Source organism: Nereida ignava, from assembly GCF_001049735.1.
Lineage (GTDB): Bacteria > Pseudomonadota > Alphaproteobacteria > Rhodobacterales > Rhodobacteraceae > Nereida > Nereida ignava.
This window is the reverse complement of sequence record NZ_CVPC01000003.1, coordinates 93224-118707: the sequence shown is the minus strand read 5'-3', so window position 1 is coordinate 118707 and position 25484 is coordinate 93224. Positions and strand designations below refer to the sequence as shown.

Genomic DNA, 25484 nt, shown 5'->3' with positions numbered 1-25484 from the left:
CTCATGATCCTCTATCCTGCAATCGACCTTAAAGATGGCCAAGCCGTTCGCCTTGTGCACGGCGACATGGAGCAAACGACGGTTTTTAATGACAATCCTGCTGCGCAAGCTCTCTCGTTTGTTGATGCGGGGTGCGAATGGCTGCACCTAGTGGATTTGAACGGCGCTTTCGAGGGGGAACCGGTAAATGCCGCCCCCGTCGAGGCGATATTGAGCCAGACAAACGTGCCTGCACAGTTGGGTGGCGGTATCCGCGACATGGCCACCATTGAACGCTGGCTCGACAAAGGGCTTGCGCGGGTAATTTTGGGCACAGTTGCCGTAGAAAACCCCGATCTTGTTCGGCAGGCTGCACGTGCATTTCCTGGCAAAGTGGCCGTGGGACTTGATGCGCGCAACGGCTTTGTGGCCACGCGCGGATGGGCTGAGGAAACAGATATCCAAGTGGTTGATCTGGCCAAAAAGTTCGAAGACGCAGGTATCGCCGCGATCATCTACACAGACATCATGCGCGACGGTGCCATGAAAGGCCCAAACATCGACGCAACCGCCGCATTGGCCCGCGCCGTAGACATTCCAGTCATCGCATCTGGTGGCGTATCATCCATGGCAGACCTGACCGCCTTGAAGGACACCGGCGTGATCTCGGGCGCTATTTCAGGCCGCGCGCTTTATGACGGCGCGATTGATCTTTCTGCGGCTCTTGCAGCGCTCAAATCATAACTTCTGTTTCACGCCCCAACCCAGTAGACACATCATATGTTAAAAACCCGCATCATCCCCTGCCTTGACGTTGCCGAGGGCCGCACGGTCAAAGGTGTCAACTTTGTCGATCTGATTGATGCAGGCGACCCTGTGGAACAAGCAAAGGCCTATGATGCTGCTGGCGCAGATGAGTTGTGTTTTCTTGACATCAAAGCCACCCATGAGAACCGCGGCACGCTATATGATTTGGCACGCCGCACTGCTGAACACTGTTTTATGCCGCTGACCGTTGGTGGCGGTGTGCGCACCCATCATGACGTGCGTAAACTGTTGCTCGCGGGTGCTGATAAAGTCAGCTTCAACTCAGCGGCCGTTGCGGACCCCGATGTGGTGTCCGAAGCCGCCAACCGTTTCGGGAGCCAGTGCATCGTGGTGGCAATTGATGCAAAAACCGTCAGCCCCGGAAAGTGGGAAATATTCACTCACGGCGGGCGCAAAGGAACGGGCATTGATGCGGTGGAATTTGCAAAAGCGGTTGTTGCAAAAGGTGCAGGGGAAATCCTGCTAACCTCAATGGACCGCGATGGCACAAAACAAGGCTTTAACCTGCCCCTGACCCGCGCAATTTCTGACGCGGTGAACGTACCTGTAATTGCATCAGGTGGTGTGGGCACCTTGGATCACTTGGTCGAGGGCGTCACGGAAGGCGGGGCTTCCGCCGTTCTGGCAGCCTCAATTTTCCACTTTGGCACATACACAATCGCCGAAGCAAAAGCCCACATGTCCGCCGCTGGCATACCGATGAGGCTCTCATGACTTTAGAAGATCTTTACGACATCATCGAAGCCCGCAAGACGGCAGATCCTGATAGCTCATGGACCGCAAAACTGCTTTCAAAAGGTCCCGAAAAATGCGCTGAAAAGTTTGGCGAAGAGGCCGTTGAGGCGATCATCGAGGCCGTGAAGAATGACAAGCAGGGCCTTACTGGTGAAGCTGCCGATGTCCTATACCATTTGCTTGTGATGTTGGCGTCGCGCGATGTGCCGCTTGGCGACGTTCTGGATGAGTTGGCACGCCGGCAGGGACAATCAGGCCTGACCGAAAAAGCAAACCGCCCCTCAAATACGTGAACGGCTTTCGCAAAGCAGCCGCCCTCCTTGGCGCCGCTTTTGCGTTTACCGCGTTTGTTTTAGCGATCATCGCGTTTCTAGACGCGATAAACCGTTGCCCCGGATCACAGTGTAGAGACGCGGCACTAAGCGTTGCGCTTTACATCACGGCGGGCATATTTTGTATTCTCATCACAAGATATATCTGGCCACACCGCCCAAAAGAAAATGCGCCCAAGGTCAAATAACCAAGGGCGCAAGGTGCGGAACGAGGGACAGTAAACATGGGCAGGGTGTGTTCCATCCCCTGCCCACGACAGCACATAAGCGCTGCGCTCTAGAAATTCAGAGCCTGTCGCAAAAACGTGAACAGAAGATTAAGCCCTCTGTCACGCCAAAACGCTTGGCCAATTCGCATCAGCCTTGGCAATGTTGCCGGGGATGTCGTTCGACCAAATGCCGCGCACAACTTTGTTGAAGTTCAAATAAAGCTTATCGTCTACGATGGTCCACGCATCAGGTGATGTAGTCACTGTCCCGCCTTTAGAGACCGCATAAGCGCAATAGCCGCCGTATTGGGGCGCAAAGGCTTCTGGTTGCGCCTCAAACATGGCTTGATTTTCTGCGCTCGCAAACAGCCATGTAGCGCCGTTATACGCCGCCCTATAGGCAGCATCACCCGCAACAGGCGCGCTTTGAGTGAAGTATGCAACGGGATCGTAACCGCGAATGGCTACGCCTCCGTCTGTGAAAACAGCGGACTTGGCTGCATGTGCAATTCCTGCAAGCAACGGCAAAACAGGGGCTGCAACAGCGGCAGACAAAAGCGCGCGACGGTTTAAAATATATGAGTTCATGGGGTTTCCTTTACCAACTACTATTTGGCCCAAGGATGCGCGCAGCCAGTCGCTTACACCAGCCCCCACACGGTATTGTCAGACTGTGTTACAGCGCTCAGTCAAAGATGTCTTCAACGACATCTTCAATCTCGTCCCATACTTTTGAGACGAGCCTAGACACACTAAGCTTGCGTCCAAGCTTCACGCCAAATTTACGCCGCTTGCCCTTTTTGGGTTTGAACACTTTCTGCTCTTTGCTCCGCTTTGCCTTTTGAGCAGGCCCCGCAGGTTTTTTAACGGTGGTCTCAACGGGACGGGCTGCTGGGGCGCTGACCGGCATCAATTTAAGGTCATGCAAAGGCGCGCCACAACTTACGCATGACAACTCGTGACGCACATCACCGCGCAGCACCAGCGCCGCACGGGTACCGCAATAACAACACGTAGCAAGTTTCTGCGCGGCCAATGCGCTACCCGCGTGCCGCGTAAAGCGCCACCGCAGCAGCATTTGACACGTTGAGCGAACCAAACGCGCCTGCAAAATCAATTTTCACCAACTGATCCACCGTTTCTTTGGTCTTTTCGCGCAGACCAGGCCCCTCTGCGCCCATCACCAACGCAACGGGCTGCGTCCGCTTGCCTTCTAAAGCCTGCTCAATGCTCATCTCTGCTTCGCCATCAAGACCAAGCACAAGATAACCCATCGACTGCATCGCTTCGATTGTTTCGGCCAGATTACGCACCCGCAGATAAGGCTGCCGTTCAAGGGCGCCACTTGCGGTTTTTGCCAACGCACCAGTTTCAGGCGCAGATCCACGGTGGGTGCCGATCACAGCACGAGCGCCAAAAACCTCGGCTGATCGCAAAATTGCGCCAACGTTATGGGGGTCCGTTACGCGGTCCAAAAGAACCACACGCAGCGCACCTGCATCCGGATCACCGCCAATAACCACCTCATCCAGCTTCCCCCAGTTCAGCGGCTTCACTTCCAAAGCAGCGCCTTGGTGGACGGATTGCGGGTCAAGAGGCGCTGTGAATTTACGTGCATCGCACATCTCCGGCTCACCTTCAAAGTGGGCCATTGCCTCACCCAGCCGATCCGCAGCATTACGCGTCACAATCAAACGCAGTTTCTGCCGTTCGGGGTTCATCAGCGCATCGCGCACAGCGTGCAGGCCAAAGAGCCACACAGTCTCATTCGCAGCGGCGCGTTTATCTTGTTCTTTTTTGACGACCCACTTCGGCTTTTTCATCTCAATCCATCCAATCTTTGGTTACCAGCCACCTAATCCCTTGGCTCAGAAAAAACCAGTGAGCATCTTTTCTTCATAAAAACTGATAAACTGAAATAAACCGTCGCAAACCCGAATTTTCATTATTGACGCCCCAGGTGTGCCACGGTATCCGACCCACCAGTGGGCGACAGGCCGCAAGGTGTGGCAGGGGACTGTAACTCCCTCGCGGAGACGCACGCCTGGTTCGATTCCAGGGTCGCCCACCACTTCAATTCAGAAATTGATAACTGTTTAAGCCGCGATTGGATTTGCAGATTGCGGCACTCTTGGTGTGTCCCGTAGTCGTCTTAAACCGCTATTAATATCAATCGATATTTCTAAATGACATTTTGATAAAACCTCAATAACGTCTCGCCAAGCAAACCTGACAAAGATCAGCATACATGGCGCCACGTACAAATCACCAACAGCCTCGGGCTGATTTCAACATTTTGATCGTCGGTCAAAATGGACGGCTGATGTACGAAGCCATTGTTTTCGCGGCCTCATTGCGGGCAAAAAGCCCAAAGTTTTCCGGACGGTTGATTCTGGCAGAACCCCAAGCAGGGGCGTTGTGGCGCAAAGACCCCACCATCAACTCGCCTGAGGTCAGGACCCTCCTGATGAACCTCGGCGCAGAAATCATTCCGTTTGAGAACAAACACTTTGGACAGGCTTATCCCTATGGCAACAAGATTGAGGCGCTTGGCATTCTGCCTGCTGGCGAACCCTTTGTCTTTTTCGACACTGACACATTGATCACGGGGGAGCTGACCGATGTGCCATTTGATTTCAACGTGCCGTCTGCATCAACCCGCGTCACGGGCACTTGGCCAAAAGAAGACCTGTACTGGCCAGGCTATGCGGCCACTTGGAAATCCCTTTATGACAAGTTCGGGCTTGATTACGATAGCAGCCTTGATCTGAATGAGCCGGCAGAGTTCTGGCGGCGGCATCTTTATTTCAACGCGGGCTTTTTCTACTACAAATGCCCTAAAATATTCGGTGAACGGTTTTTAGAGTATGCCTTAGCCATCCGCGATGACCGTCCCGACGAGCTGGTTTTGCAAGAACTCGACCCATGGCTTGATCAGGTCGCCCTGCCCCTTGTGATCCACAGTCTTGGCGGCAAGCGCGACGCATTGCCAAACGGGTTTCTCGACGGGAAGACAAGTTGTCATTACCGCCTCCTTCCACTGCTCTATGCACGTGAGAGCGACCATCTCGTTGAAACGCTTGAGACGGTCACAGCCCCCAACAAAATTAAAAAAGTCCTTAAAGAGTACGAGCCAATGTTGCGCATGATTTACCAAGGCCGGGGCCAAAAAGCCCGCGCCTTATTTAACCAAAATGACCTACCCCGCCGCGAGCAAGCCATCCGCAACACGCTCAAACGTGAAGGGTTTTGGATGCGATGAGCGCGTCTGAAACGTCACAGCCACCCGCAGATCCCAGCGACACGGCAATCAAAACGGTCCGTGGTTCTGGCATTACTTTTTCAACGACCGCAGTTATCGCCCTGTTCACCATCTTTGGAATTTTGCTTTGGAAAATACGTAGCTTTTTTCACGACGACGCGCTGATCTCACTAAGGTATGCACGCAATTTGGCAGAGTACGGCCAACTGGTCTGGAACTTGGGCGAATACGCCGAAGGATACACCAACCTGTTGCACATCTTGTTGGTGACGCCGCTGATCATGGCCGGTATCGGCCCTATGTTAGCTGCACAGTTCATTAACGCCGCAGCTTTTTTGGGCCTTGTTGTGATCGCTTGGCGATTGGCGCAAAGCTTTGCCATGCCAATGGGTGCAAAAGTAGCCGCGATGTGCGCCGTGATAAGCGCACCAGTTATCACGTGGGTTTTTGGCGGATTAGAGCCGGTGCTTGTGGCGGCACTTGCCGCGGGCGCCTACGTTTTGGCGTTCCGAGTATTGCAAGGCGATGACAGCCTGCCGCTATCACTGACAGCCTCGGGGCTGTTTGCCGCCGCCTATCTTGCACGTCCGGATGCATTGATCGGCAATTTTGCGATGGGGTTGGCCTTGCTGGCATTTGCAAATTTGCCTGTTCGCAGACGGATTGTTCACTTTGTCGCAATCGGCAGCGTATCAGCGTTGACCCTATGCGGGCATATTGTTGTGCGGCACGCAATTTACGGCGAACTCCTTCCGCTTACGTTTTATGCCAAAGTCGGCGTTTCTACAGGCACGCGGTTGATGCTTGGGTTGGAATATTTGCGCGAAAGCCTGCCTCTGCTGCCCACGTTATTTTTGCTACCGGTCGGCGCACTTTTGCTGCGTTCAACTGACAACCTCAAAGCAAAGCGCGCTTTTTTGGCAGCATCTTTCGCAGCCCTAATTTCGCTTTGCTACATCACGTGGGCAGGTGGTGATCATATGCCAAATGCGCGGTTCTTCGTGCCCCTAACTCCGCTCTTGGTCATCATCGCCGTCTCGATCATGGCAATGATGACGCCAATGATGCACACGGCTACGGCGGTGGCGTTGATTACAGCAAGCGCCTTAACCGCAACTATGCTTGAGCGGCTTCACGCAGATAACGCCGCTGTTTTCGGCGCCATCATGGGAAAGCATTTAGCCGACACTTACCCCGAGCCACTTACAATTGCTGTGGCCACCGCTGGTGCCACGCCGTTTGTTGCAGCACATCATACCTTTATCGATACACTTGGTTTAAATGACGCGCATATCGCTAAACATCCCGTTGGCCCGCCCCTTGGGTTTGCCCAAGAAATTCCAGGGCACGCAAAAGGTGATGCTCAATATGTTTTGCGCCGTGCGCCCGACATCATTGTTTTTGGCCCTACGACTGGCTTCACCGCGCAAACGCCTGTTTTTCGAATGGATTTTGAGCTTTTGGACGAACCTGAGTTTTTTGAATGTTACCAATTGGTCACCCGTGAAATTGATACTACACCAGTCTTAGGGCTTTACAACACAACGTTAGAGACCGCGGGACCTTGGCTGCATTATTATACGCGGACCTGTCCGAAACCCTCATAAGCCTGCTTAGCTGTCAAAAACGCCGCTCATTTCAGGAAAGCCTTTTACCTCAATCGGATTGCCGCTTGGGTCACGGAAAAACATCGTCCACTGCTCGCCAGGTTCCCCTTGAAAACGAACCTGAGGCGACAACACAAAATCGGTCGCAACCTCCTCAAGGCGTCCCGCCAGTGCAGTCCAGTCAGCCAGAGGAAGCGCCAGACCAAAGTGGGGCATCGGGACAAGGTGTTCGCCGACGTGCCCAGTGTTTTCCGTTTTCAAAATAGGCCCAAGATGCAGGCTAAGCTGATGGCCAAAGAAGTCATAATCGACCCATGTCTGTGTTGAGCGCCCTTCGGTACAGCCAAGTACATCGCCGTAAAACGAACGCGCCTCATCAAGATCATGCACATTTATGGCCAAATGAAATGGGTGCAGCATAGCGTCCTCCTGTTGAGCCTGCCGCCTTCGTAGCGTAGCTATTATCCCAACGTAAAGAGAAAGGGACGACCCCATGACTGACACGACCTACGGCTTTGATACCCTGCAAATCCACGCAGGCGCCCGCCCTGATCCCGCAACAGGTGCGCGCAACACACCAATCTACCAAAGCACCGCATATGTTTTCCGCGACGCAGATCACGCCGCGAAACTCTTCAACCTTGAAGAAGTGGGATACATCTACTCGCGCCTGACAAACCCGACAGTTGCAGTATTGCAAGAACGCATCGCGACGCTGGAAGGCGGCGTTGGCGCGGTGTGCTGCTCGTCTGGTCACGCAGCACAAATCATGGCGTTATTCCCGATCATGCAGCCGGGGCGCAATGTTGTCGTATCAACGCGCCTCTACGGCGGCACGGTCACCCAGTTCAGCCAGACAATCAAACGCTTTGGCTGGTCCGCCAAGTTTGTTGACTTTGATGACCCCAAAGCCGTAGCAGCCGCCATCGACGATGACACACGTGCCGTTTTCTGCGAAGCCGTCGCCAACCCAGGTGGTCACATCACAGACCTCGATGCCATCTCGGCAGTGTCAGATGCAGCCGGTATTCCGTTGATTGTGGATAACACAACTGCGACACCCTACCTGTGCCGCCCGATTGAGCATGGCGCGACGTTGGTTGTGCACTCGACTACAAAATACCTCACGGGTAATGGCTCGGTCACAGGCGGCTGCGTTGTGGATAGCGGCAAGTTTGACTGGAAAGCGAATGACAAATTCCCGTCACTCAGCCAGCCAGAACCCGCTTATCACGGCACAGTTTTCGCCGACACATTTGGCCCAATGGCATTCACCTTCCACGGTATCGCAATTGGTTTGCGCGACCTTGGCATGACCATGAACCCCCAAGCCGCGCACTACACGTTGATGGGCACAGAGACCCTTTCGCTTCGTATGGACCGTCACGTAGCCAACGCGGAGAAAATCGCGCAGTGGCTTGAGGCAGATGACCGCGTCGACTACGTCACATACGCTGGTTTGAAGTCATCACCCTACAACCATTTGGTGGCAAAGATTTGCCCCAAGGGTGCCAGCGCGCTGTTCACTTTTGCGGTCAAGGGCGGCTATGAGGCCTGCGTTAAGCTGGTTGATAGCCTTGAGATTTTCAGCCACGTGGCCAACCTTGGCGACACACGCAGCTTGATTATCCACTCAGCCAGTACAACCCACCGCCAGCTTACCGCTGAACAGCAAGAGGCCGCTGGCGCAGGGCCAAATGTGGTGCGTGTATCAATCGGCCTTGAAGATGTGAATGACCTGATCGCCGATCTGGATCAGGCCTTGAGCAAAGCCAGCGCGTAATCGCGGTCCAAACCATCTAAAGCCTCCGCTGGCACATCGCTGGCGGGGGCTTTTTATTAATCACGTTTCCTACCAAACAGGCGACCTACTCGATTGCGTAGACCACCGTTACGCCCACTGACACCCCGACCTCACCCGTGGCAATTGCTTCAGCACTGCGCGCAAGTGCAAATTGGTTTGGTCTTTGCACGGATGTGCCGCCCTCGCGGATCGACAGCACGGCACCCAATGTCACACCCGCAGCTTCAGCATAAACGCGCGCTTTGGAATGGGCCTGCATGACCGCCTCAACCCGCGCCTGGTCTTCAAGAGACTCTGGGTTCTGAAGTGAAAATTGAATGCCGAAAAACTCGTTCGCCTCCGCGCCAATGGCTGCATCGATGACATCGCCAAGAAGAGCGATGTTTCTGACGCGCACCACAGCAGTATTGCGCGCCGTATAGCCGATGATCTCGCGCGTGGCAGACGGCTCACGGGCGTACTCAGGCTGCACACGTAAATCACGGGTTTGAATATCGCGCGGCTCAATCCCCAAATCGGCAAGGCGCCCCAATACCGCTTGCATGGTGTTGTTCACAATCCCGAATGCATCGCGCGCGTTTATCGCCTGTCCTGACACGCCCACGCTGATCTCTGCCATGTCAGGCACAGCATTAACCTGCCCCTGACCGCTGACTGTGATTGTTCTTTGACCATCCCCGCCCGTCATCTGTTGCGCGGATGCAGACGCTGCCAGCCCAAACGCACAAAGCGCCAACGCGGCGCAAACATCTATTACTCGTCCCATCACCAACCTCGTTTTCACCAAAGCGACCAATTACTTTGCCAAGTATGACGCAAACTGCCGCCTAATGCTTGGCTTTTCCTTTCCCTTGGGGGGCAGACACGGTAAATCTGTGGCGTACCCTGTTTAAAAGGCCTCGTTACGTATGTTTCCAAATGCTGCCATGTCGCTGAGCGTTGACGGAATAACGGCCCTGCTGAAGGCCGATGACGGTTGGCGCAGCATCGGCCAAGTTCCGCTTGATGACCCTGACCTGACCGGATCTCTTGAGGCGTTGCGCCTGCGCGCCGAAGACATCTTGGGCGCACCGATGCGCAGCAAACTCATAATCCCCAACGATCAAATTCGTTTTCTTGAAGTAGCTGCGGTTTCCGAAAAAATCAGTGATGGGCAAACTGCCTGCGCACATGCTTTGGAAGGGCAAACCCCCTATCCCGTTAACGAATTGCGGTATGATTGGATCACAACCGGCACCACCACCAACATCGCCGCAGTCGCTGTGGAAACCCTGACCGAGGCAGAGGCTTTTGCAACCCAATACGGGCTGAAACCCATTTGCTTTGTGGGGGTACCAGAAACCGGCAACTTCGGGACAGCAGACCTTAGCAGAGAACCCTATTTTGGCACCGCGAAAGCCGCCGCCAATTTACTGGATGCGCAACAACGCATTGACCGGGAAACGGGTCCGGCCATCAACATCGGACCATGGGAAGACGCGCCGCAAAGCGAGCCGGTGCCAGCGCTTGAACCCACTGAGAAGCCTGACGAGGTCACATCAAATGCGCCCGTAACATTCTCCAGCCGCCGAACTGTTTCATCAGATCAACTTGGGGCCGCGCCTGCTTTGGGCGCAGCAACGAAGGCAGCCCCCGGGGGCGCAACGCCACCGCTAAGCCAAACTGAAACGCCAGTGCCACAAAGAGCCAGCCTTGCCACCTCAACGCAGCCGCTAGCCGAAACAACAGACCTACCCGAAGCCGAAGCACTTACCGTTTTCGGCGCCCGTCAAACAGCAGACACGCCCCGCAAACCACACTTTCTGGGGCTGATCCTCACAGGTGTTCTATTGGCCGCTTTGTTTGCGGCGGCGCTCATTTGGGGAAATTCTGAAAACCCGGCAGTATCTTGGCTGTTCGGAGACAGGCAAAGCGCGACAGAGATCGCGGCACCAGCCGACAGTATCCCCGCTCCTGATGAGCAGGGCCCGCAGCGTGATGAAAACGGCCTACTGCCCGGACCATTCTCCGCTTTCCCGACCGCCGATGAAATCGACGATGCGGCAAGCGAAGATTTCGAAGGCATCGCCACCTTACCTGTTGAACCGCTTGATCCAGACAGGTTGAGCCTGCGCCGGGTGTTACCTGCACCCATAGAAACCATGACGGTCAACAATGCGCAGGCATTGTTTGAGCGTTCAGGCATCTGGCAGCGCGGCGTAGAACCGGCGGCTCTTTTGCCTGCCCCGGACCTTGAGGCAACTTACTTTGCCTCGCTCGACCCGCTTATCAATTTCTCAGACGCGGTTGCACTGCCGTCAGAGCGACTGCTGCGCCAAGACGCAGCGGTGCCGCGTATCGGCAGTCCGGCAGCGGCAGGGCAAACATTTGATTTTGACGAAAATGGTCTGGTGAAACCAACCGCCAACGGTGCCGCAACGCCCGATGGCATTACTGTATTTGCAGGCAAGCCGCCCGTAGTCCCACCAGTGCGCGAAGTTGTCGTCCCAGAGCCGTCGCCAGAGGTCGCAGAGACCGAAAACCCGCTTGCAGCGTTCAGGCCACGGCTACGGCCAAATTCGTTATCAGACGCGAATGAACGTGAAACACTGGGCGGGTATTCACGTGCTGAACTTGCGGCGTTGCGTCCAAAATTGCGTCCCGCTGATCTGGCGCCAACACCCGTAGTTGCGGCGCGCCCAAACAACCCATCGCTCGTGCCGCTGGATCAGGCACAAGTCGACACAGCCGTGGAAGCTGCGCTGGCGACTGCTGCGGCGCAAATACCCCAAGGCACTGCACAAGCGGTCCGCGTATCACCAAAGCCCAACCTGCGTCCGCGCGATTTGGAAACAACACAGACAGCTGCTTTGGTGCCCCAAACACCCCAAGCCGCAGCAACAGCCCCCGTCACGCAGCGCCCAAATGGTGCGGTAAATTCAACCGTGGCGCGCAACGCGACGCTACGCAATGCAATCCGCTTCAACCGGATCAACCTGATCGGTGTGTCCGGTAAACCAAATGCGCGCAATGCATTGGTCCGCTTGAAAAACGGGCGCTACCGCAAAGTCACTGTCGGCGACCGTTTGGACGGTGGACGCGTGACGGCAATTGGCCGCTCTGATCTGCGGTATTCAAAGTCCGGCAGACAAGTTAAACTGGAAATACCTTCCGGCTAAGAGGCGACATGGACAGCATTTTATTTCAAGCCAGCATTTATCTTGCAGCCGCAGTGATTGCTGTCCCCCTAGCCGCCCGATTGGGTCTTGGTTCTGTTCTGGGGTACCTCGGGGCGGGTATCGTCATTGGCCCGCTGCTTGGGCTTGTTGGCGCCGAGACCAAAGAACTTCAACATTTTGCAGAGTTCGGCATCGTCATGATGTTGTTCCTGATCGGGCTCGAGCTTGAGCCACGCGCCCTTTGGGATATGCGTGACAGGCTGATCGGCCTCGGCGGTCTGCAAATTGGTGTGACGACGCTGTTGATCATGGGGGGCGCAATGATTTTGGGCCAGCCCGTAAATACTGCGTTGGCAATCGGGCTGATCTTCTCACTCTCGTCGACTGCGATCGTTCTACAGACGCTGTCAGAAAAGGGATTGACCCAAACGGGCGGCGGGCGAAACATCTTTTCGGTTTTGTTGACCCAAGACATCGCCGTCATCCCAATGTTGGCGTTTTTGCCACTGCTTGCCCTGCAGTTTGTGCCGTCTCTGGGGCCAGATGGCTCAATCCGGATGAAGCCCGAAGAAGACGCTCATCACTCCATGTCGCTAGTCGATGGCTTGCCTGGATGGGGCGTTACTTTGGTCACTATCGCCGCCGTTGGCTTGGTCATTCTGATCGGTGTGTACCTTGTTCGTCCGGTGTTTCGCTATATCCATCACGCGCATCTTCGTGAGATGTACACGGCGCTAGCGCTTTTGCTTGTCGTAGGTACGGCCGTTTTGATGAGCCTTGTTGGCCTGTCACCCGCTTTAGGCGCTTTTCTTGCGGGTGTCGTGCTGGCTAACTCCGAGTTTCGCCATGAACTGGAAAGCGATCTGGAGCCGTTCAAAGGCCTGCTGCTTGGGCTGTTTTTCATCACTGTCGGTGCCAGTATTGATTTTGCGACTTTCTATAAATCCCCCTTCAGTCTGATTGGTCTAACCTTGGCCGTGATGGTGATAAAAGCAGCTGTTCTTTATGGGCTATCGATCATTTTTCACGTCGAAGGCCGCGACCGATGGCTGTTTACACTTGGGTTAGCACAGGCGGGTGAATTCGGGTTTGTCCTGATCAGCTTTGCGCTTCAGACGCACGTTCTGCAAACGCAACTGGCAGATAAGCTGTTATTTGTCGTGGCCCTATCGATGCTGATCACACCGCTACTCTTTATCGCATATGACCGCTTTCAGCATCTTATGGATGCAAGCAAAGACACCCAAAACCCCGACGACATCGATGAGGAACAAGGGCATATCCTGATCGCCGGGATCGGGCGCTTTGGACAAGTGATCAACCGCCTTGTGCAAATGGCTGGTTTCAAGACTGTCGTACTGGATAACGATCTGCAAACAATTCAGTTGATGCGCACTTTTGGGTTCAAGGGCTTTTTCGGTGACCCAACCCGCCCTGAAACACTGCATGCGGCGGGGCTGCATCACGCCAAGATTTTGGTTGTGGCGCTTGATGACAAAGACGCCGCAATAAAGCTCGTCAGATACGCCCGCAAAGAGCGCCCCGATTTGCACATCATCGCGCGGGCCTATGACCGCGTTCATGTGTATGCGCTTTATCAAGCGGGGGCCAATGACATCGTTCGTGAGATGTTTGACAGCTCGCTTCGTGCGGGCCGCTACGCGCTTGAAAACATGGGACTGACCGAGTTTGAGGCCGCCGAGGCGCAAAAGACGTTCTACAAACTTGACCGTGTCGCATTGCGAGAATTGGCCGAGTTGTGGGATCCAAGCCAACCAGTGCAGAAGAACACGGCCTACATCGAGAAATCCCGCGCCCTCAACAAAGATTTTGAGACAGCCATCCTTGAAAGTCTTGAAGCCGCGCGCCCCCTCAAAGAGCGCACGGCCAAAGATAACACTGAGTAGCTTTACGCGTCTGAGACACCCGCTTCGGCAAAAGTTGCCATGCCAGAGTGGCACGCCAAAGCGGCCTTAAGAACGCCCAAGGCCAAAGCTGCACCAGAGCCTTCGCCAAGGCGAAGACCAAGGGACAAAAGTGGTTCTTTGCCAATGCCTGCTAACAGTTTTTCATGGGCACCTTCGGCGCTCAGATGGCCAGCTACGCAGTGATCAAGTGCGCCTGCCTCTTCCTTTTCCAAACACGCCGCAGCAGCACAGCAGATAAAGCCGTCCAAGATGACAGGTATCTGCCCAAACCGCGCACGTGCGATTGCACCGACCATCGCTGCCAATTCACGCCCACCCAATTTGCGCAGAACCTCAAGCCCGTCACGCCCCGCGTTTGCCGCAAGCCCCTGTTCTACAACGCGGGTTTTGTTAGCAAGGCCCGCATCGTCAACACCGGTGCCGCGTCCCGTCCAATCAGCGGCAGCACCGCCCAAAAGAGCCGCGCCAATGGCCGCAGCAGACGTGGTGTTGCCAATGCCCATTTCGCCGGTCACCAACACATCCGCGTTTGCGTCGACGGCGTTCCAACCTGTTTGTAGCGCAGCCACGACCTCGGCCTCGGTCATAGCTGGGCCTTCGGTGAAGTCAGCCGTGGGGCGATCAAGGTCAAGCGCGTGTACATTCAACGAAGCGCCAAAAGTTTTGGCCAACTGGTTGATAGCAGCACCGCCGTGCTCAAAATTCATGACCATCTGCGCGGTTACTTCAGCAGGAAATGCGGATACGCCTTGCGCTGTTACACCGTGGTTACCCGCAAAAATGATAACCTGCGGGGCACTGATTTGCGGGGCTGCCTCACCGCGCCAGCTGGCATACCAAAGCGCTACATCCTCAAGTCGGCCAAGCGCGCCCGGGGGCTTGGTCAACTGACCGTTACGATCAGCAGCTTCCGACAGGGCGTTTTGATCTGCATGGGGCGCCGTTTTCAAAAGGGCACGGAACTCATCAAGGGTGTTAAAAGTTACAGTCATCATCAGGCCTCATTGCAGTTTGTTGTGCCCTTGTTTACCCATCCCAGCATGAAGGGCAACGAACGAAACCGACCTGATCTGTTTGATTTGCGCGATATCCTCGCAGCGGTCGGATTGCTGTCGCGCCTGCCGGTGCGCGTTGATGCGGATCACGCTATGGCGCGCGCGGCATTTGCAACATGGTCGTATCCAATTGTGGGGCTGGTCATCGGTGGTCTGCAAGCAACTCTGGCGACCATACTGATATGGCTTGGCGTGCCTGTGCCGTTGGTCGCAGGGCTTATTCTTGCAGCCGGCATGATCTTGACCGGCGCACTTCACGAAGATGGGCTGGCTGATTGCGCAGACGGATTTTGGGGCGGCTACACCATTGAGCGACGCCTTGAGATCATGAAAGATAGCCAGATCGGCAGCTACGGCACCCTCGCGTTGATCATGAGCACAGGATTGCGGTGGGGGGCACTTTGGCTTGCTCTTGCCGCCTTTGGCCCACTTTTCTTAGTAGCGACTGCGGCTTTGTCCCGCGTTGGCATGGTTGCATTGATGTATGCGCTGCCAAACGCACGCCCCAGTGGGCTGGCCGCGTCCGTTGGAAAGCCTGAGCCAATCCATGTGGGTGCCGCCGCCCTGATCGGAATAGTCGTGACCATAGTCTTTGCGCCGAGCCCAATCATGATGATGATCGCTGCTGGTCTGGTGACCGGCGCTGTGGCCTTGATTGCAATGCGCAAAATAAATGGCACCACAGGAGATGTCCTGGGTGCCACTCAACAACTTACAGAAATTAGCCTACTAATCGTACTCGCAAGCTAGCCCCTTCTAGCAGGTTACATTTATGCAGCAGCCGGTGCGCGGCTGTTCAATACGTCTTCGATTTTTGAACCTGCTTGCCCCTCATCTTCGCTGCTAACCACGGCTACTTCGCGGGTCAGGCGTTCAAGAGCTGCCTCATAAAGCTGACGCTCTGAATAGCTTTGCTCACGCTGGTCATCGTTGCGGTGCAAGTCGCGCACAACTTCGGCGATCGCAATCAGATCACCCGAGTTGATCTTTTGCTCATATTCCTGCGCACGGCGTGACCACATTGCGCGCTTCACTTTCGCTTTACCCTTCAAAATCTTCATCGCGTGGGCGATTTCATCACCCGTGGACAAGCTACGCATGCCCACATCAACTGCTTTGTGTGTCGGCACGCGCAGGGTCATTTTGTCTTTCTCAAACGCAACAACAAACAGCTCGAGCGTCAGGCCTGCCACTTCTTGCTCTTCCACGTTGACGATTTTGCCAACGCCATGTGCCGGATACACCACGTATTGATTGGGGCTGAAGTCGAGCTTTTTTGACTTACTCATTCTTATTGTTCCTTTGTTCCAAGCCGCCTAGCAAGGCGACAAAACCACTGCACATGCCGGTGCAAAGCAACGACGTGACAGGGTGCTAAATATGTGTGTTAAAGCGCCTTATGGCGATCCGCTATTCCGGTCCAAGCGATCAGATGGGTAGTGGAAACGAGCATAAACACGGTGAAGTCATATCATAAAATCGAGTCTATCGAAAGACCCGCTAAAAACACAAAAGCCCCATGAAAACATGAGGCTATCGTGTGTTCTTCATAAATACCTAACAGCGCGGCGAATCAACCACCCTCGCCCGGCTGTTCACTGAAATGCGTCTCAAGCTTGTTGGCCACACCGTCCAGCGCCTCTGCGTCTGGAAGCTGATCCTTTTTGGTGATGATCACAGGCCAGCTTTCGGAATACTTGCGGTTAAACTCAACCCATTTCTCCATATACGGCTCCGTATCAGGGCGGATCGCATCAGCGGGGCACTCAGGCTCGCAAACACCACAATCAATGCACTCGTCAGGATGAATGACCAGCATGTTCTCACCTTCGTAAAAACAATCGACGGGGCAGACTTCCACGCAGTCGGTATATTTGCAGGCGATACAGTTATCAGTGACGATATAAGTCATATTCGTAATCCGTTTTCTGAGCGTGCACGTTCACTAATCCAGCACTCGCTATCATTCAAGACCATCAAAGCGGTCCATTTGCCGCCGGTCCCGTTTTGTCGGGCGACCGGTTCCATGTTTGCCGCCCTCAAAGCGCGGATTTGCCCCACGTGCGGCAGGGTCAACTGACACTGGCGCGGGACTTTGATCATCGTAAAGCGCTTGGGCCTCGGGCGCAGGGCCGCGCCTGTCACCAATGCCCAAAACGTAAATAACACGAACGCGATCGTCCTTGCTAAACGTCAGTGTAACGCCTCGGCTGATCTGGCGCGCCGGCTTTGACACAGGCGCACCATCGACGCGTACTTTACCTTCCGACACAACCCGAGCGGCCAATGTACGCGTCTTGAAAAAACGCGCATGCCAAAGCCATTTATCAAGGCGTTGGCTTGGAACTGGCCCCTCAGCAGTCACCGTCTATTCACCCTTTATTGAGCCCCATCAGCGCAGCGGCAAAGGGGTTATCAGGATCGATCTTGGCTTTCTTTTCAGGCTTTGCGCTGAACTTTTGAGCGCGCTGCTTATCGCCACCTTTGCCCGCGTTCGGCTTGCCGCCTTTACGCGCTTTGTTGGCGTTACGGTTTTGACCGCCATTACGATCCCCGCCCCGACCACCTTGTTTGGCAGCGGCACGGCCACCCCAAGCAAAAGTATAGAACACTTCCATTTCTGGGGCAGTTTCCTCAGATGGCGCATCAGTCGCCTGAACCGCATCAACAGGCGCATCCTGCTGCTCAGTTGCCGGATCAGCTTCAGCCGTAACCTCAGACGGCACATCCGCGGTGTCAGCAGCTTCGCTCGGCTTTGCCTCTGTAGGTGCAGCTTGCTTTACCTTAACACGCTCACCTTTGTCGGCTTTATATCCAAGACCGGCCATCAGATCAGCGAATTGCTCAAGGGTCATGCCCGTTATGGACAGCATATCCGGCGTCGCCTCAAAGCCACCACGGGTGTCTTGATCGCGCAACATATCGGCCAAACGCTCAAGCATATCGATGCGGATCGCGCGCTCACCCGCTGCGCGGTAGCCCGCCATTGAGTGATACCCACGTGGACGGCCGCGTACTGCCGGAACAGTAACCAAACCCGCGGGGGGGGCTTCAGGGAAATCATCAAGCGATTGGGCCAAAGACCAAAGAACCAAACGCAAACGCGTAGGTGCAGGCTTCAACAAAAGCGGCATGAAGATGGTGAACTGGCCAAAACGAATACCGTGTTTACGCAGCGCGCCACGTGCTTCTTGATCAAGCGCTTTTACATCGTCAGCGACCTCACCACGGGGCACTACGCCCAGGGCCTCGACCATGCGGAACGCAAAGCCTTTTGCCAAACCGTTCAGCGCGTCATCGCCCTGCAGGTTGGTCAGTGGCTCAAAAAGCGTCGCGATCTTGCGATCAATAAAGTGTTGCAAGCGGCGCTGGACTTTGGCGGCCACATCTGGGCCTGCCTCTTCATCAACGAATGCCTTCACAACGGGCTTCAGCGGATCACTTCCTGCGACCAACTTGCCAACGGCACTGCTGCCCCACATCAATCCACCTTGTTCGGTAAAATCGATCTCTGTGTCGGGGGCATTATAAAAACGATCTGCGCGCAGATGGAATTCAGGAGCCAAAACAGCGAGCGCTGCTTGGCGAAGGGTCTTTGCCTCGTCGGGGGTAGCACTTGTGTCCTGCTGGAAACGGAATGCTTCAATACGGCCCACGAACTGGCCCTCTACGGTGACTTCACCGGTGTCGTTAATATCAGCCACAAGGGCCTCCTTCTGCTTGAGCCGCCGCAACAAAACACTGGTGCGGCGATCCACAAATCTTTGGGTCAAACGCTCGTGCAGAGCATCTGACAGGCGGTCTTCTACAACACGGGTTTCCCCGCGCCAATGGTCGTTATCATCAAGCCAACCTTTACGTTGGGCCACATACGTCCACGTGCGAATGTAAGCCAGACGTTTCGACACGGTGTCAATGTCACCTTCCACTCGGTCGAGGCGATTAACCTGTCTGGCCATCCAATCTGCGGGTATTTTGCCCGATTGATGCAAAAAGGTGTAAATCTGCAACAACATATGGGCGTGTTCGGCGTTACTTATGCCGCGAAAGTCAGGAATGCAGCAAACGTCCCACAAGAGCTTGACCGAAGGGCCGTCACTTGCACGCGCAACCACTTCCGCCTCACCAGACAGCGCCTTCAGCGCCACCAGATCATCCGCGTCACGCACACGCGTCAGCCAGTCATTGTTGGTCTTGTCCTGCAATGACGCCAGCAGCGATTTGATCGAGCCGTATCGCAACGCAGAATTACGCCACTGTAATTTGGTCACTGGCGGAAAACGCGACTCGGTAATCATCTCGACCACCTCGTCGTGAAGGGCGGGTGCCTCACCAGTCACGCCAAAAGTACCATTATCCAGATAGCGCCCTGCCCGTCCCGCAATTTGTGCCAGCTCATTAGGCTGAAGTTGGCGCATGCGGCGGCCGTCGAATTTGGTCAGGCTCGAAAAGGCGACATGTTTTACATCAAGGTTCAGCCCCATTCCGATGGCGTCTGTGGCCACCAGAAAATCAACATCGCCGTTTTGATAGAGCTCAACTTGCGCGTTGCGCGTCCTCGGACTGAGCGCCCCCATGACCACAGCAGCGCCGCCTTTTTGCCGGCGCAGCACCTCTGCAATCGCATAGACATTGTCGACCGAAAAACCGACAATCGCACTTCGGTTTTGCATACGGCTGATCTTTTTGGAGCCTGTGTACGTCAGCGCCGAAAACCGCTCGCGCTTGAGAAATTGCACTTTTGGCACCAACGCGGCAATGGCGGGCTTCATTGTCTCCGCGCCCATAAAGAGCGTCTCACGAGTGCCTCGCGCGTGCAGCAAGCGATCGGTGAAAACATGCCCGCGGTCCAGATCAGCGCACAGCTGTATCTCATCGACAGCCACAAAATCTGCGCCAATGCCCACAGGCATCGCCTCAACTGTACACACCCAAAAGGCAGCCCGATCAGGGACAATACGTTCTTCGCCGGTGATTAATGCAACAACATTGGGACCGCGGAGCTTAACCAGCCGGTCATACACCTCGCGCGCCAAAAGACGCAGCGGAAGCCCAATCACACCGGTGCGATGCGCCAACATGCGCTCAATCGCATAGTGCGTTTTACCCGTGTTTGTTGGCCCTAGAACGGCGGTAATTGCCACGTGACCTGCCCCTCAGATGTTGCTTTGAACCTGCCGCCGTCAGGCCTGCTGGCCGCCCACTTCGCGCTCAAGTCGCTCTATGGCTGTTGCTATGTCCTCGCGGTTTGGATGTATAGAGGCCGCCTTGCGAAAAGCATCCAGTGCCGCCTGCAAATTGCCGCTTCGCTCAAGGATGATGCCAAAACCGCTCATGGCTTTGTAATGGTTCGGGTTCAGGACAAGTGCCTGTCTGATGTCATCAAGAGCGGGGCCATACATTTCAAGGTTGAAATACGCAGTTGCCCGCGCATTCCAGCCTTCTGCAAATTCTGGCGCATGATCAACAAGTGCAGTTAGATGTCCGATTGCCACTTTGAACTCACCCGCCTCCATCGCGTTGCGCCCCCGCTGCAATAACAGATCAGCGCTTGCAGAGCCTGAGCGCGACCACGCATTTTCCAGCTCACGTTCAATCACGGCATAACTGTCAGGTGTGGCGTTCTTGAGCCGATCAACAATTTCTGCTGCAGGCCCCGCCATTGCAATGTTTGCGACAAAGAGTTGAAGGCCCAAAAATGAACCTAACGTCACAGCAGATAAGTGGTTGCGTCTTCTATGCTCTCCCATGAAGTTGAGTTTAGCGCACAGCCCCCCGTTGGCTAGATCAAACTTGGCAACCTGCCTGCGATCACCGGTCTTTGGGGCAATATTTGACTTAAGGAGCCTCAAGATGAGTGACGTAATCGAAATCGCAGTAGCAGCCCTGAACGAAAAAATGGGGGGAGACGGCTTTGCAGGTATCGCGAAATTTGTGATCGAAGGTGAAGGCGCGATCATAATCGACGCCGATGGCGCACGGGCCGCCGATGACAACGCAGATGTGACCCTGACTGCAGATACAGACACATTCAAATCCATCCTCGACGGATCCCTGAACCCCACCGCTGCCTTCATGACAGGCAAGCTAAGCGTGGATGGGGACATGGGCAAGGCAATGGCCCTGTCGTCCGTATTGGGCTGAACGACATGAAAAGCGCACCGTTCCATAATGATTTGGCTCTGGGGCCATATGGCGGCGGTGCGTTTTGGACCCACACAGATGATGGCGTTCGTATTCGCGTGGGCCATTGGGGCACAGAAAACGCCCACCAAGGAACAGTTTTGCTGTTTCCCGGGCGTACGGAGTATATCGAAAAATACGGGCTGACCGCAGTTTCATTTGCCGCGCGCGGTTATGCTGTGGCAAGCGTTGACTGGCGCGGCCAAGGTCTTGCAGACCGCCTTATCGACGATCGGCTAAAAGGCCACGTTGAGAAATTCTCCGACTATCAGCGCGATGTTCGGGCGTTCCTTAAAGCCGTAGAAGACCTGAACCTGCCAAAACCCTATTATTTGATCGGACACTCAATGGGGGGCTGCATCGGGTTGCGCGCCTTAATGAACGGGCTTGATGTAAAGGCGGCTGCTTTTTCTGCGCCGATGTGGGGGATTGAGCTTGCCACGCATTTGCGTCCCCTTGCTTGGGTTATCTCAAGCCTGCTGAAACCCACGCCCCTGCGCACGATGCTTGCCCCCGGCACCAGCGCTGAGCCTGTCGTGACAGCCAACAGCTTTGATGAAAACAAGTTGACCCGCGACCCTGAGATGTACGCGTATATGCGCAGCCACCTCGCAGGTATTCCTGAAATTGCTTTGGGTGGACCGACACTTGCTTGGCTGAACGAGGCACTGCGCGAAATGCGCACCCTATCAAAGATGCCCAGCCCCGCCGTGCCAACCATTTGCGGACTTGGGGACGTCGAAAAGATCGTTGACCCATCCCGCATTCATCACCGCATGGCCAACTGGCCTAACGGAAAGTTGATTGAATACGCAGAGGGCGAGCATGAAGTTTTGATGGAAGTCGAAGCAACGCGCACCGCTTTCCTTGCGGCCTGCGCTGATCACTTCGACGCCAACAGATAGCGCCGCTTAAATTTCGTGCACGCCTGCCGCATCTGCGTTTGCGCCCCGCAGCATCCAGCTGTGCTCGGACCCGATGAAGAACATGCTCATCCCGTATTTTGACCACTCTTTCGCCTTGGCACCGTTTGGGACCCAGCTCATATAGGTTTTGCCATTGGCTTTAGCAGCGGCGCCGCAACGTTCAAACGCCGCAAAAAGTTCATCACTTGTTTGGTGGTTATAGCCGTAGCCCACAGATAAATCTGCCGGACCAATAAAGATACCGTCAACGCCCTCAACTGACGCAATGCCTTCAATGTCTTCCACACCGGCGGGTTCTTCGATTTGGGCAATCACAACGGTTTGATCTGTCTGCGCCAATACCTCGGGCATGGGTCGCGTTGCAAATCCCGCCCAGCGGGTTGATCCGGCAAATCCGCGGCCACCCAAGCCAAAGTGACAATTCTTCGCCAACTCTTGCGCTTTTTGCACGCTGTCCACATGGGGGCAAACGATGCCCGTTGCGCCCATATCAAGCGCTTGTAAAATCTCTTTGGCACTGCCGTCGGCCACACGCACCAACACCGGGAAATCCAACGCGCGGGATACGGCCACGCAGGCATCCATCCGTGCGCGATCAAACGGTGCATGCTCTGCATCAAGACAGATAAAATCCAACTCTGAGCGCGCAAAAATCTCGACCAACTCGTGGCTTGCGGTTTTCAAGAAAGTGCCCGCCAAGGGCGCGCCAGACGCCATTCTTTGTTTGAAATCTGCAATGCCCATGTGTCGGCTCTCCGCGTTGAATTAGGTAAATCTGCCAACAGACAAATACACAAATTGCACCCTGCGCAACCCGCACTACACTTTAGGCCATGAGCAACGTGCTAACTTTTACCGATAAGGGCATCTACTGTCCGGCGGGCGACTTTTATATTGACCCTTGGGGCCGTGTTGAGCGCGCATTGATCACCCATGGGCACTCGGATCACGCACGTTGGGGCATGGGCAGCTATCTGGCCACCAAAGCCGCTGCTCCGGTGATGCAACACAGGCTAGGGGATGTGTCGATTGACACAGTGAATTACGCAGAGACCGTACAAATTGGCGACGCGAGAGTCAGCTTTCATCCCGCAGGACACGTACCCGGGTCTGCCCAGATAAGGGTAGAAGTGGCCGGCGAAGTTTGGGTCGCCTCGGGGGATTACAAGACAACGAATGACGGCTTTTCAGAACCCTTTGAGCCTGTACGCTGCCATGCTTTTATTACTGAAAGCACATTTGGGCTGCCCATCTTTAAATGGCAGCCGCAACAAGTGGTGGCGGATCAGATCAATACGTGGTGGACCGCAAACCGCGCGGAAGGCAAGGCGTCAATTCTTGGGGCCTATGCGTTAGGCAAAGCGCAGCGTTTGATGTCCTGCGTTGACGCCTCAATCGGGCCGATCTTGACCCATGCCTCAATCGAAAACACCAACGACATTCTGCGCGCCCAAGGATTGCACCTGCCCGACACGGTGCGTGTCACAGCTGAGACGGGTCTAAAGAAATACCCGAGCGCATTGGTCATCTGCCCCCCTTCGGCGTTTGGCCCATGGTCCAAGAAATTCGGCCCCCAATCACAAGCCTTCGCAAGCGGCTGGATGGCCCTTCGCGGGGTCAAGCGCCGCCGCGCCGCCGAAAGGGGTTTCATCATATCTGACCACGCTGATTGGACCGAACTGAACAGCGCCATCGCCGAAACAGGAGCCGAGCGCATTTTCGTCACACACGGCTATACCTCCGTGTTCACCAAGTGGCTGCGCGACCAAGGCTATGATGCCCATGTGGTCAGCACAGACTACGGCGGTGATGAGGCAGATGACAGCGACGCCCCGCAACAGGATACTCAAGACGCGGGTGCGGCAGTCTAATGCGGGATTTCGCGACGCTTTTCACCACGCTTGACCAGACCACCAAAACCACAAGCAAAGTGGCAGCCCTGCGTGCGTTTTTCGAGGCCGCCTCAGACAGCGACAAACTCTGGTGCATCGCCCTTTTTTCAGGGCGTCGCCCCAAACGTGCAGTCACAACAACCCTGCTGCGGGAATGGGCCGCAGAACTTGCGGGCATCCCCCTTTGGCTTTTTGAGGAGTGCTACCCGATCGTGGGCGACTTGGCGGAAACCATCGCCCTTGTTCTTCCCCCAGCACGGCAACACGACGATCAACCGCTGACCCATTGGATCAAAACCGTACAATCGATCGCCCCCCAAGAAGAGGCTGCCCGCAAGAAAATCATTCTGGACGCGTGGGACCGGCTCAACACGACTGAACGCTTTTTGTTTAACAAACTACTGACGGGCGGTTTCCGGGTTGGCGTATCACAAAAGCTGGTGACACGCGCACTTGCGCAATGCACTGACCAAGATGAAGCCGCCCTTACCCACAAGTTAATGGGCAGTTGGACACCTGACAGCATCACATTTGACCAACTCGTTCTGCAAGACGACCCCGAGGCAGATTTATCCAAACCCTACCCGTTTTACTTGGCCCACGGCGTTGATGACATAGATCAGCTTGGGCCCGTAAGTAATTGGTGCGCCGAGCTAAAGTGGGACGGCATCCGAGGGCAACTCATCAAACGCGGCGGTGCACATCATCTGTGGTCGCGCGGGGAAGAGTTGATGACAGACCGCTTTCCAGAATTTGCACAGCTGCGCGATTTTCTTCCCGACGGTACTGTTATCGACGGTGAAGTCCTCGCTTTTCAAGACGGCGTACCTTTGTCGTTCAACGTTTTGCAAAAACGGATTGGTCGCAAAACGGTGCCCAAAAAGATGCTGATCGAGGCACCCGTAATTTTGCAAGCCTATGATCTGCTTGAATGGCACGGCACTGATATCCGCGAAAAACCTCTGTCAGAGCGGCGGCATTTACTCGCAAGCTTGATTGAAAATCTGCCAACCGACTTGCCAATTGCACTGTCCAAACAGGTACCTGCAACTTCTTGGGATACGCTGGCAGAGGCACGTGAAACTGCGCGAGAGGTGAATGCGGAAGGGTTGATGCTGAAACGTCTTTCCAGCCCATATCTGGCAGGGCGCAAAAAAGGCGATTGGTGGAAATGGAAAGTCGACCCGCTCACGATTGATGCTGTGATGATCTATGCCCAAGCGGGTCACGGGCGCCGCGCCACCTTGTTTACGGACTACACATTTGCGGTCAAAAGCGGCAACGAATTGGTGCCTTTCACCAAAGCCTATTCGGGCCTGACGGATGCGGAATTCAAACAGATCACGTCATGGGTCAAGAAGAACACATTGCAACGTTTTGGACCTGTGCGCCAAGTCACACCACAGCATGTGTTTGAGATCGCTTTTGAAGGCATCCAAGCCTCGCCGCGCCATAAATCGGGGATCGCGCTTCGCTTTCCGCGCATGCTGCGGTGGCGCCAAGACAAGCCGCTGGACGAGATCAACACACTTGAGGACCTTCAAGAAATGCTGCGCCAATTCGGATAGGCTTTGTTTTTTCAAAAT

General features: G+C 55.1%; 25 protein-coding genes and 1 tRNA gene. 14 read left to right on the top strand and 12 right to left on the bottom strand.

Annotated elements, in window-relative coordinates; genetic code table 11:
• The first annotated feature begins 3 nt into the window (after nucleotides 1-3).
• The 3 genes from hisA to NIG5292_RS02805 are packed head-to-tail and all read left to right on the top strand — an operon-like array spanning nucleotide 4 to nucleotide 1835.
• Nucleotides 4-723 carry a 1-(5-phosphoribosyl)-5-[(5-phosphoribosylamino)methylideneamino]imidazole-4-carboxamide isomerase gene (gene hisA / locus NIG5292_RS02815; RefSeq protein WP_048597844.1) on the top strand — a complete coding sequence of 240 codons (720 nt, stop codon included), beginning with the start codon at nucleotides 4-6 and terminating at the stop codon, nucleotides 721-723.
• 36 nt (nucleotides 724-759) lie between these two features.
• Entirely contained in the window at nucleotides 760-1521 is a 762-nt protein-coding gene (hisF, locus tag NIG5292_RS02810) for an imidazole glycerol phosphate synthase subunit HisF (protein WP_048597843.1), read from the top strand.
• Entirely contained in the window at nucleotides 1518-1835 is a 318-nt protein-coding gene (locus tag NIG5292_RS02805; RefSeq protein ID WP_048597842.1) for a phosphoribosyl-ATP diphosphatase, read from the top strand. The genes hisF and NIG5292_RS02805 overlap by 4 nt, the downstream gene beginning before the upstream one ends.
• 368 nt (nucleotides 1836-2203) lie before the next feature.
• On the opposite strand, the gene NIG5292_RS02795 is transcribed toward NIG5292_RS02805, so the two are convergent.
• The 3 genes from NIG5292_RS02795 to rlmB form a co-directional block, all read right to left on the bottom strand.
• On the bottom strand, nucleotides 2204-2671 hold the full coding sequence (locus NIG5292_RS02795; protein WP_048597840.1) for a YHS domain-containing (seleno)protein: 468 nt from the start codon (nucleotides 2669-2671) through the stop codon (nucleotides 2204-2206).
• Nucleotides 2672-2768: 97 nt separating this feature from the next.
• Nucleotides 2769-3119 carry a hypothetical protein gene (locus NIG5292_RS02790; RefSeq protein WP_082136619.1) on the bottom strand — a complete coding sequence of 117 codons (351 nt, stop codon included), beginning with the start codon at nucleotides 3117-3119 and terminating at the stop codon, nucleotides 2769-2771.
• A 4-nt stretch (nucleotides 3120-3123) separates the two neighbouring features.
• Complete coding sequence (rlmB, locus tag NIG5292_RS02785) at nucleotides 3124-3906, bottom strand: 23S rRNA (guanosine(2251)-2'-O)-methyltransferase RlmB (protein WP_048597838.1); 783 nt, start codon at nucleotides 3904-3906, stop codon at nucleotides 3124-3126.
• A 164-nt stretch (nucleotides 3907-4070) separates the two neighbouring features.
• Between rlmB and NIG5292_RS14930 the strand changes: the two genes are divergently transcribed.
• From NIG5292_RS14930 to NIG5292_RS02775, 3 genes are all read left to right on the top strand, one after another.
• Nucleotides 4071-4154: transfer RNA gene (locus tag NIG5292_RS14930), tRNA-Tyr, on the top strand.
• Between the two features lie 177 nt (nucleotides 4155-4331).
• Entirely contained in the window at nucleotides 4332-5345 is a 1014-nt protein-coding gene (locus tag NIG5292_RS02780; protein ID WP_048597837.1) for a GT-B fold glycosyltransferase domain-containing protein, read from the top strand.
• Nucleotides 5342-6952 (top strand): DUF8728 domain-containing protein, encoded by a 1611-nt coding sequence (locus NIG5292_RS02775; protein ID WP_048597836.1) that lies wholly within the window; start codon nucleotides 5342-5344, stop codon nucleotides 6950-6952. The genes NIG5292_RS02780 and NIG5292_RS02775 overlap by 4 nt, the downstream gene beginning before the upstream one ends.
• Before the next feature lie 6 nt (nucleotides 6953-6958).
• Here NIG5292_RS02775 and NIG5292_RS02770 read toward each other — a convergent pair whose 3' ends face one another.
• Nucleotides 6959-7372: a VOC family protein gene (locus NIG5292_RS02770; RefSeq protein WP_048597835.1), complete on the bottom strand. Its 414-nt coding sequence runs from the start codon at nucleotides 7370-7372 to the stop codon at nucleotides 6959-6961.
• A 73-nt stretch (nucleotides 7373-7445) separates the two neighbouring features.
• Between NIG5292_RS02770 and NIG5292_RS02765 the strand changes: the two genes are divergently transcribed.
• Nucleotides 7446-8735, top strand: a complete 1290-nt coding sequence (locus tag NIG5292_RS02765; RefSeq protein ID WP_048597834.1) for an O-acetylhomoserine aminocarboxypropyltransferase/cysteine synthase family protein — start codon at nucleotides 7446-7448, stop codon at nucleotides 8733-8735.
• 85 nt (nucleotides 8736-8820) lie between these two features.
• On the opposite strand, the gene NIG5292_RS02760 is transcribed toward NIG5292_RS02765, so the two are convergent.
• Complete coding sequence (locus NIG5292_RS02760; protein ID WP_048597833.1) at nucleotides 8821-9522, bottom strand: SIMPL domain-containing protein; 702 nt, start codon at nucleotides 9520-9522, stop codon at nucleotides 8821-8823.
• A gap of 142 nt (nucleotides 9523-9664) precedes the next feature.
• Here NIG5292_RS02760 and NIG5292_RS02755 point away from each other — a divergent pair, with 142 nt between their 5' ends.
• Nucleotides 9665-11914, top strand: coding sequence for a hypothetical protein (locus NIG5292_RS02755; protein WP_048597832.1), 2250 nt, complete (start codon nucleotides 9665-9667; stop codon nucleotides 11912-11914).
• A gap of 8 nt (nucleotides 11915-11922) precedes the next feature.
• Nucleotides 11923-13821, top strand: coding sequence for a monovalent cation:proton antiporter-2 (CPA2) family protein (locus tag NIG5292_RS02750; protein WP_048597831.1), 1899 nt, complete (start codon nucleotides 11923-11925; stop codon nucleotides 13819-13821).
• Nucleotides 13822-13823: 2 nt separating this feature from the next.
• On the opposite strand, the gene cobT is transcribed toward NIG5292_RS02750, so the two are convergent.
• Nucleotides 13824-14834 (bottom strand): nicotinate-nucleotide--dimethylbenzimidazole phosphoribosyltransferase, encoded by a 1011-nt coding sequence (cobT, locus tag NIG5292_RS02745; protein ID WP_048598170.1) that lies wholly within the window; start codon nucleotides 14832-14834, stop codon nucleotides 13824-13826.
• Between the two features lie 48 nt (nucleotides 14835-14882).
• Here cobT and NIG5292_RS02740 point away from each other — a divergent pair, with 48 nt between their 5' ends.
• The gene (locus NIG5292_RS02740) at nucleotides 14883-15647 is read left to right on the top strand and encodes an adenosylcobinamide-GDP ribazoletransferase (RefSeq protein WP_048597830.1); all 765 of its coding nucleotides are present in this window, start codon (nucleotides 14883-14885) and stop codon (nucleotides 15645-15647) included.
• Nucleotides 15648-15667: 20 nt separating this feature from the next.
• Here NIG5292_RS02740 and NIG5292_RS02735 read toward each other — a convergent pair whose 3' ends face one another.
• The 5 genes from NIG5292_RS02735 to NIG5292_RS02715 form a co-directional block, all read right to left on the bottom strand.
• Nucleotides 15668-16186, bottom strand: coding sequence for a CarD family transcriptional regulator (locus NIG5292_RS02735; RefSeq protein ID WP_048597829.1), 519 nt, complete (start codon nucleotides 16184-16186; stop codon nucleotides 15668-15670).
• Between the two features lie 284 nt (nucleotides 16187-16470).
• Entirely contained in the window at nucleotides 16471-16809 is a 339-nt protein-coding gene (gene fdxA, locus NIG5292_RS02730; protein WP_048597828.1) for a ferredoxin FdxA, read from the bottom strand.
• A gap of 51 nt (nucleotides 16810-16860) precedes the next feature.
• Nucleotides 16861-17262 carry an RNA-binding S4 domain-containing protein gene (locus NIG5292_RS02725; RefSeq protein WP_048597827.1) on the bottom strand — a complete coding sequence of 134 codons (402 nt, stop codon included), beginning with the start codon at nucleotides 17260-17262 and terminating at the stop codon, nucleotides 16861-16863.
• A 7-nt stretch (nucleotides 17263-17269) separates the two neighbouring features.
• Complete coding sequence (locus NIG5292_RS02720) at nucleotides 17270-19978, bottom strand: helicase-related protein (protein WP_082136618.1); 2709 nt, start codon at nucleotides 19976-19978, stop codon at nucleotides 17270-17272.
• A gap of 102 nt (nucleotides 19979-20080) precedes the next feature.
• A complete protein-coding gene (locus tag NIG5292_RS02715; protein WP_048598169.1) occupies nucleotides 20081-20593 on the bottom strand; it encodes a tetratricopeptide repeat protein in 513 nt (170 codons plus the stop codon).
• A gap of 157 nt (nucleotides 20594-20750) precedes the next feature.
• Between NIG5292_RS02715 and NIG5292_RS02710 the strand changes: the two genes are divergently transcribed.
• Entirely contained in the window at nucleotides 20751-21041 is a 291-nt protein-coding gene (locus NIG5292_RS02710; protein ID WP_048597825.1) for an SCP2 sterol-binding domain-containing protein, read from the top strand.
• A 5-nt stretch (nucleotides 21042-21046) separates the two neighbouring features.
• The gene (locus NIG5292_RS02705; RefSeq protein WP_048597824.1) at nucleotides 21047-21985 is read left to right on the top strand and encodes an alpha/beta fold hydrolase; all 939 of its coding nucleotides are present in this window, start codon (nucleotides 21047-21049) and stop codon (nucleotides 21983-21985) included.
• Nucleotides 21986-21991: 6 nt separating this feature from the next.
• On the opposite strand, the gene NIG5292_RS02700 is transcribed toward NIG5292_RS02705, so the two are convergent.
• Entirely contained in the window at nucleotides 21992-22750 is a 759-nt protein-coding gene (locus NIG5292_RS02700; RefSeq protein WP_048597823.1) for an HpcH/HpaI aldolase family protein, read from the bottom strand.
• A gap of 89 nt (nucleotides 22751-22839) precedes the next feature.
• Between NIG5292_RS02700 and NIG5292_RS02695 the strand changes: the two genes are divergently transcribed.
• Together NIG5292_RS02695 and NIG5292_RS02690 are read left to right on the top strand one after the other, a co-directional pair.
• Nucleotides 22840-23877: a ligase-associated DNA damage response exonuclease gene (locus NIG5292_RS02695; RefSeq protein WP_048597822.1), complete on the top strand. Its 1038-nt coding sequence runs from the start codon at nucleotides 22840-22842 to the stop codon at nucleotides 23875-23877.
• Nucleotides 23877-25466, top strand: coding sequence for an ATP-dependent DNA ligase (locus NIG5292_RS02690; RefSeq protein ID WP_048597821.1), 1590 nt, complete (start codon nucleotides 23877-23879; stop codon nucleotides 25464-25466). The genes NIG5292_RS02695 and NIG5292_RS02690 overlap by 1 nt, the downstream gene beginning before the upstream one ends.
• Nucleotides 25467-25484 lie beyond the last annotated feature (18 nt).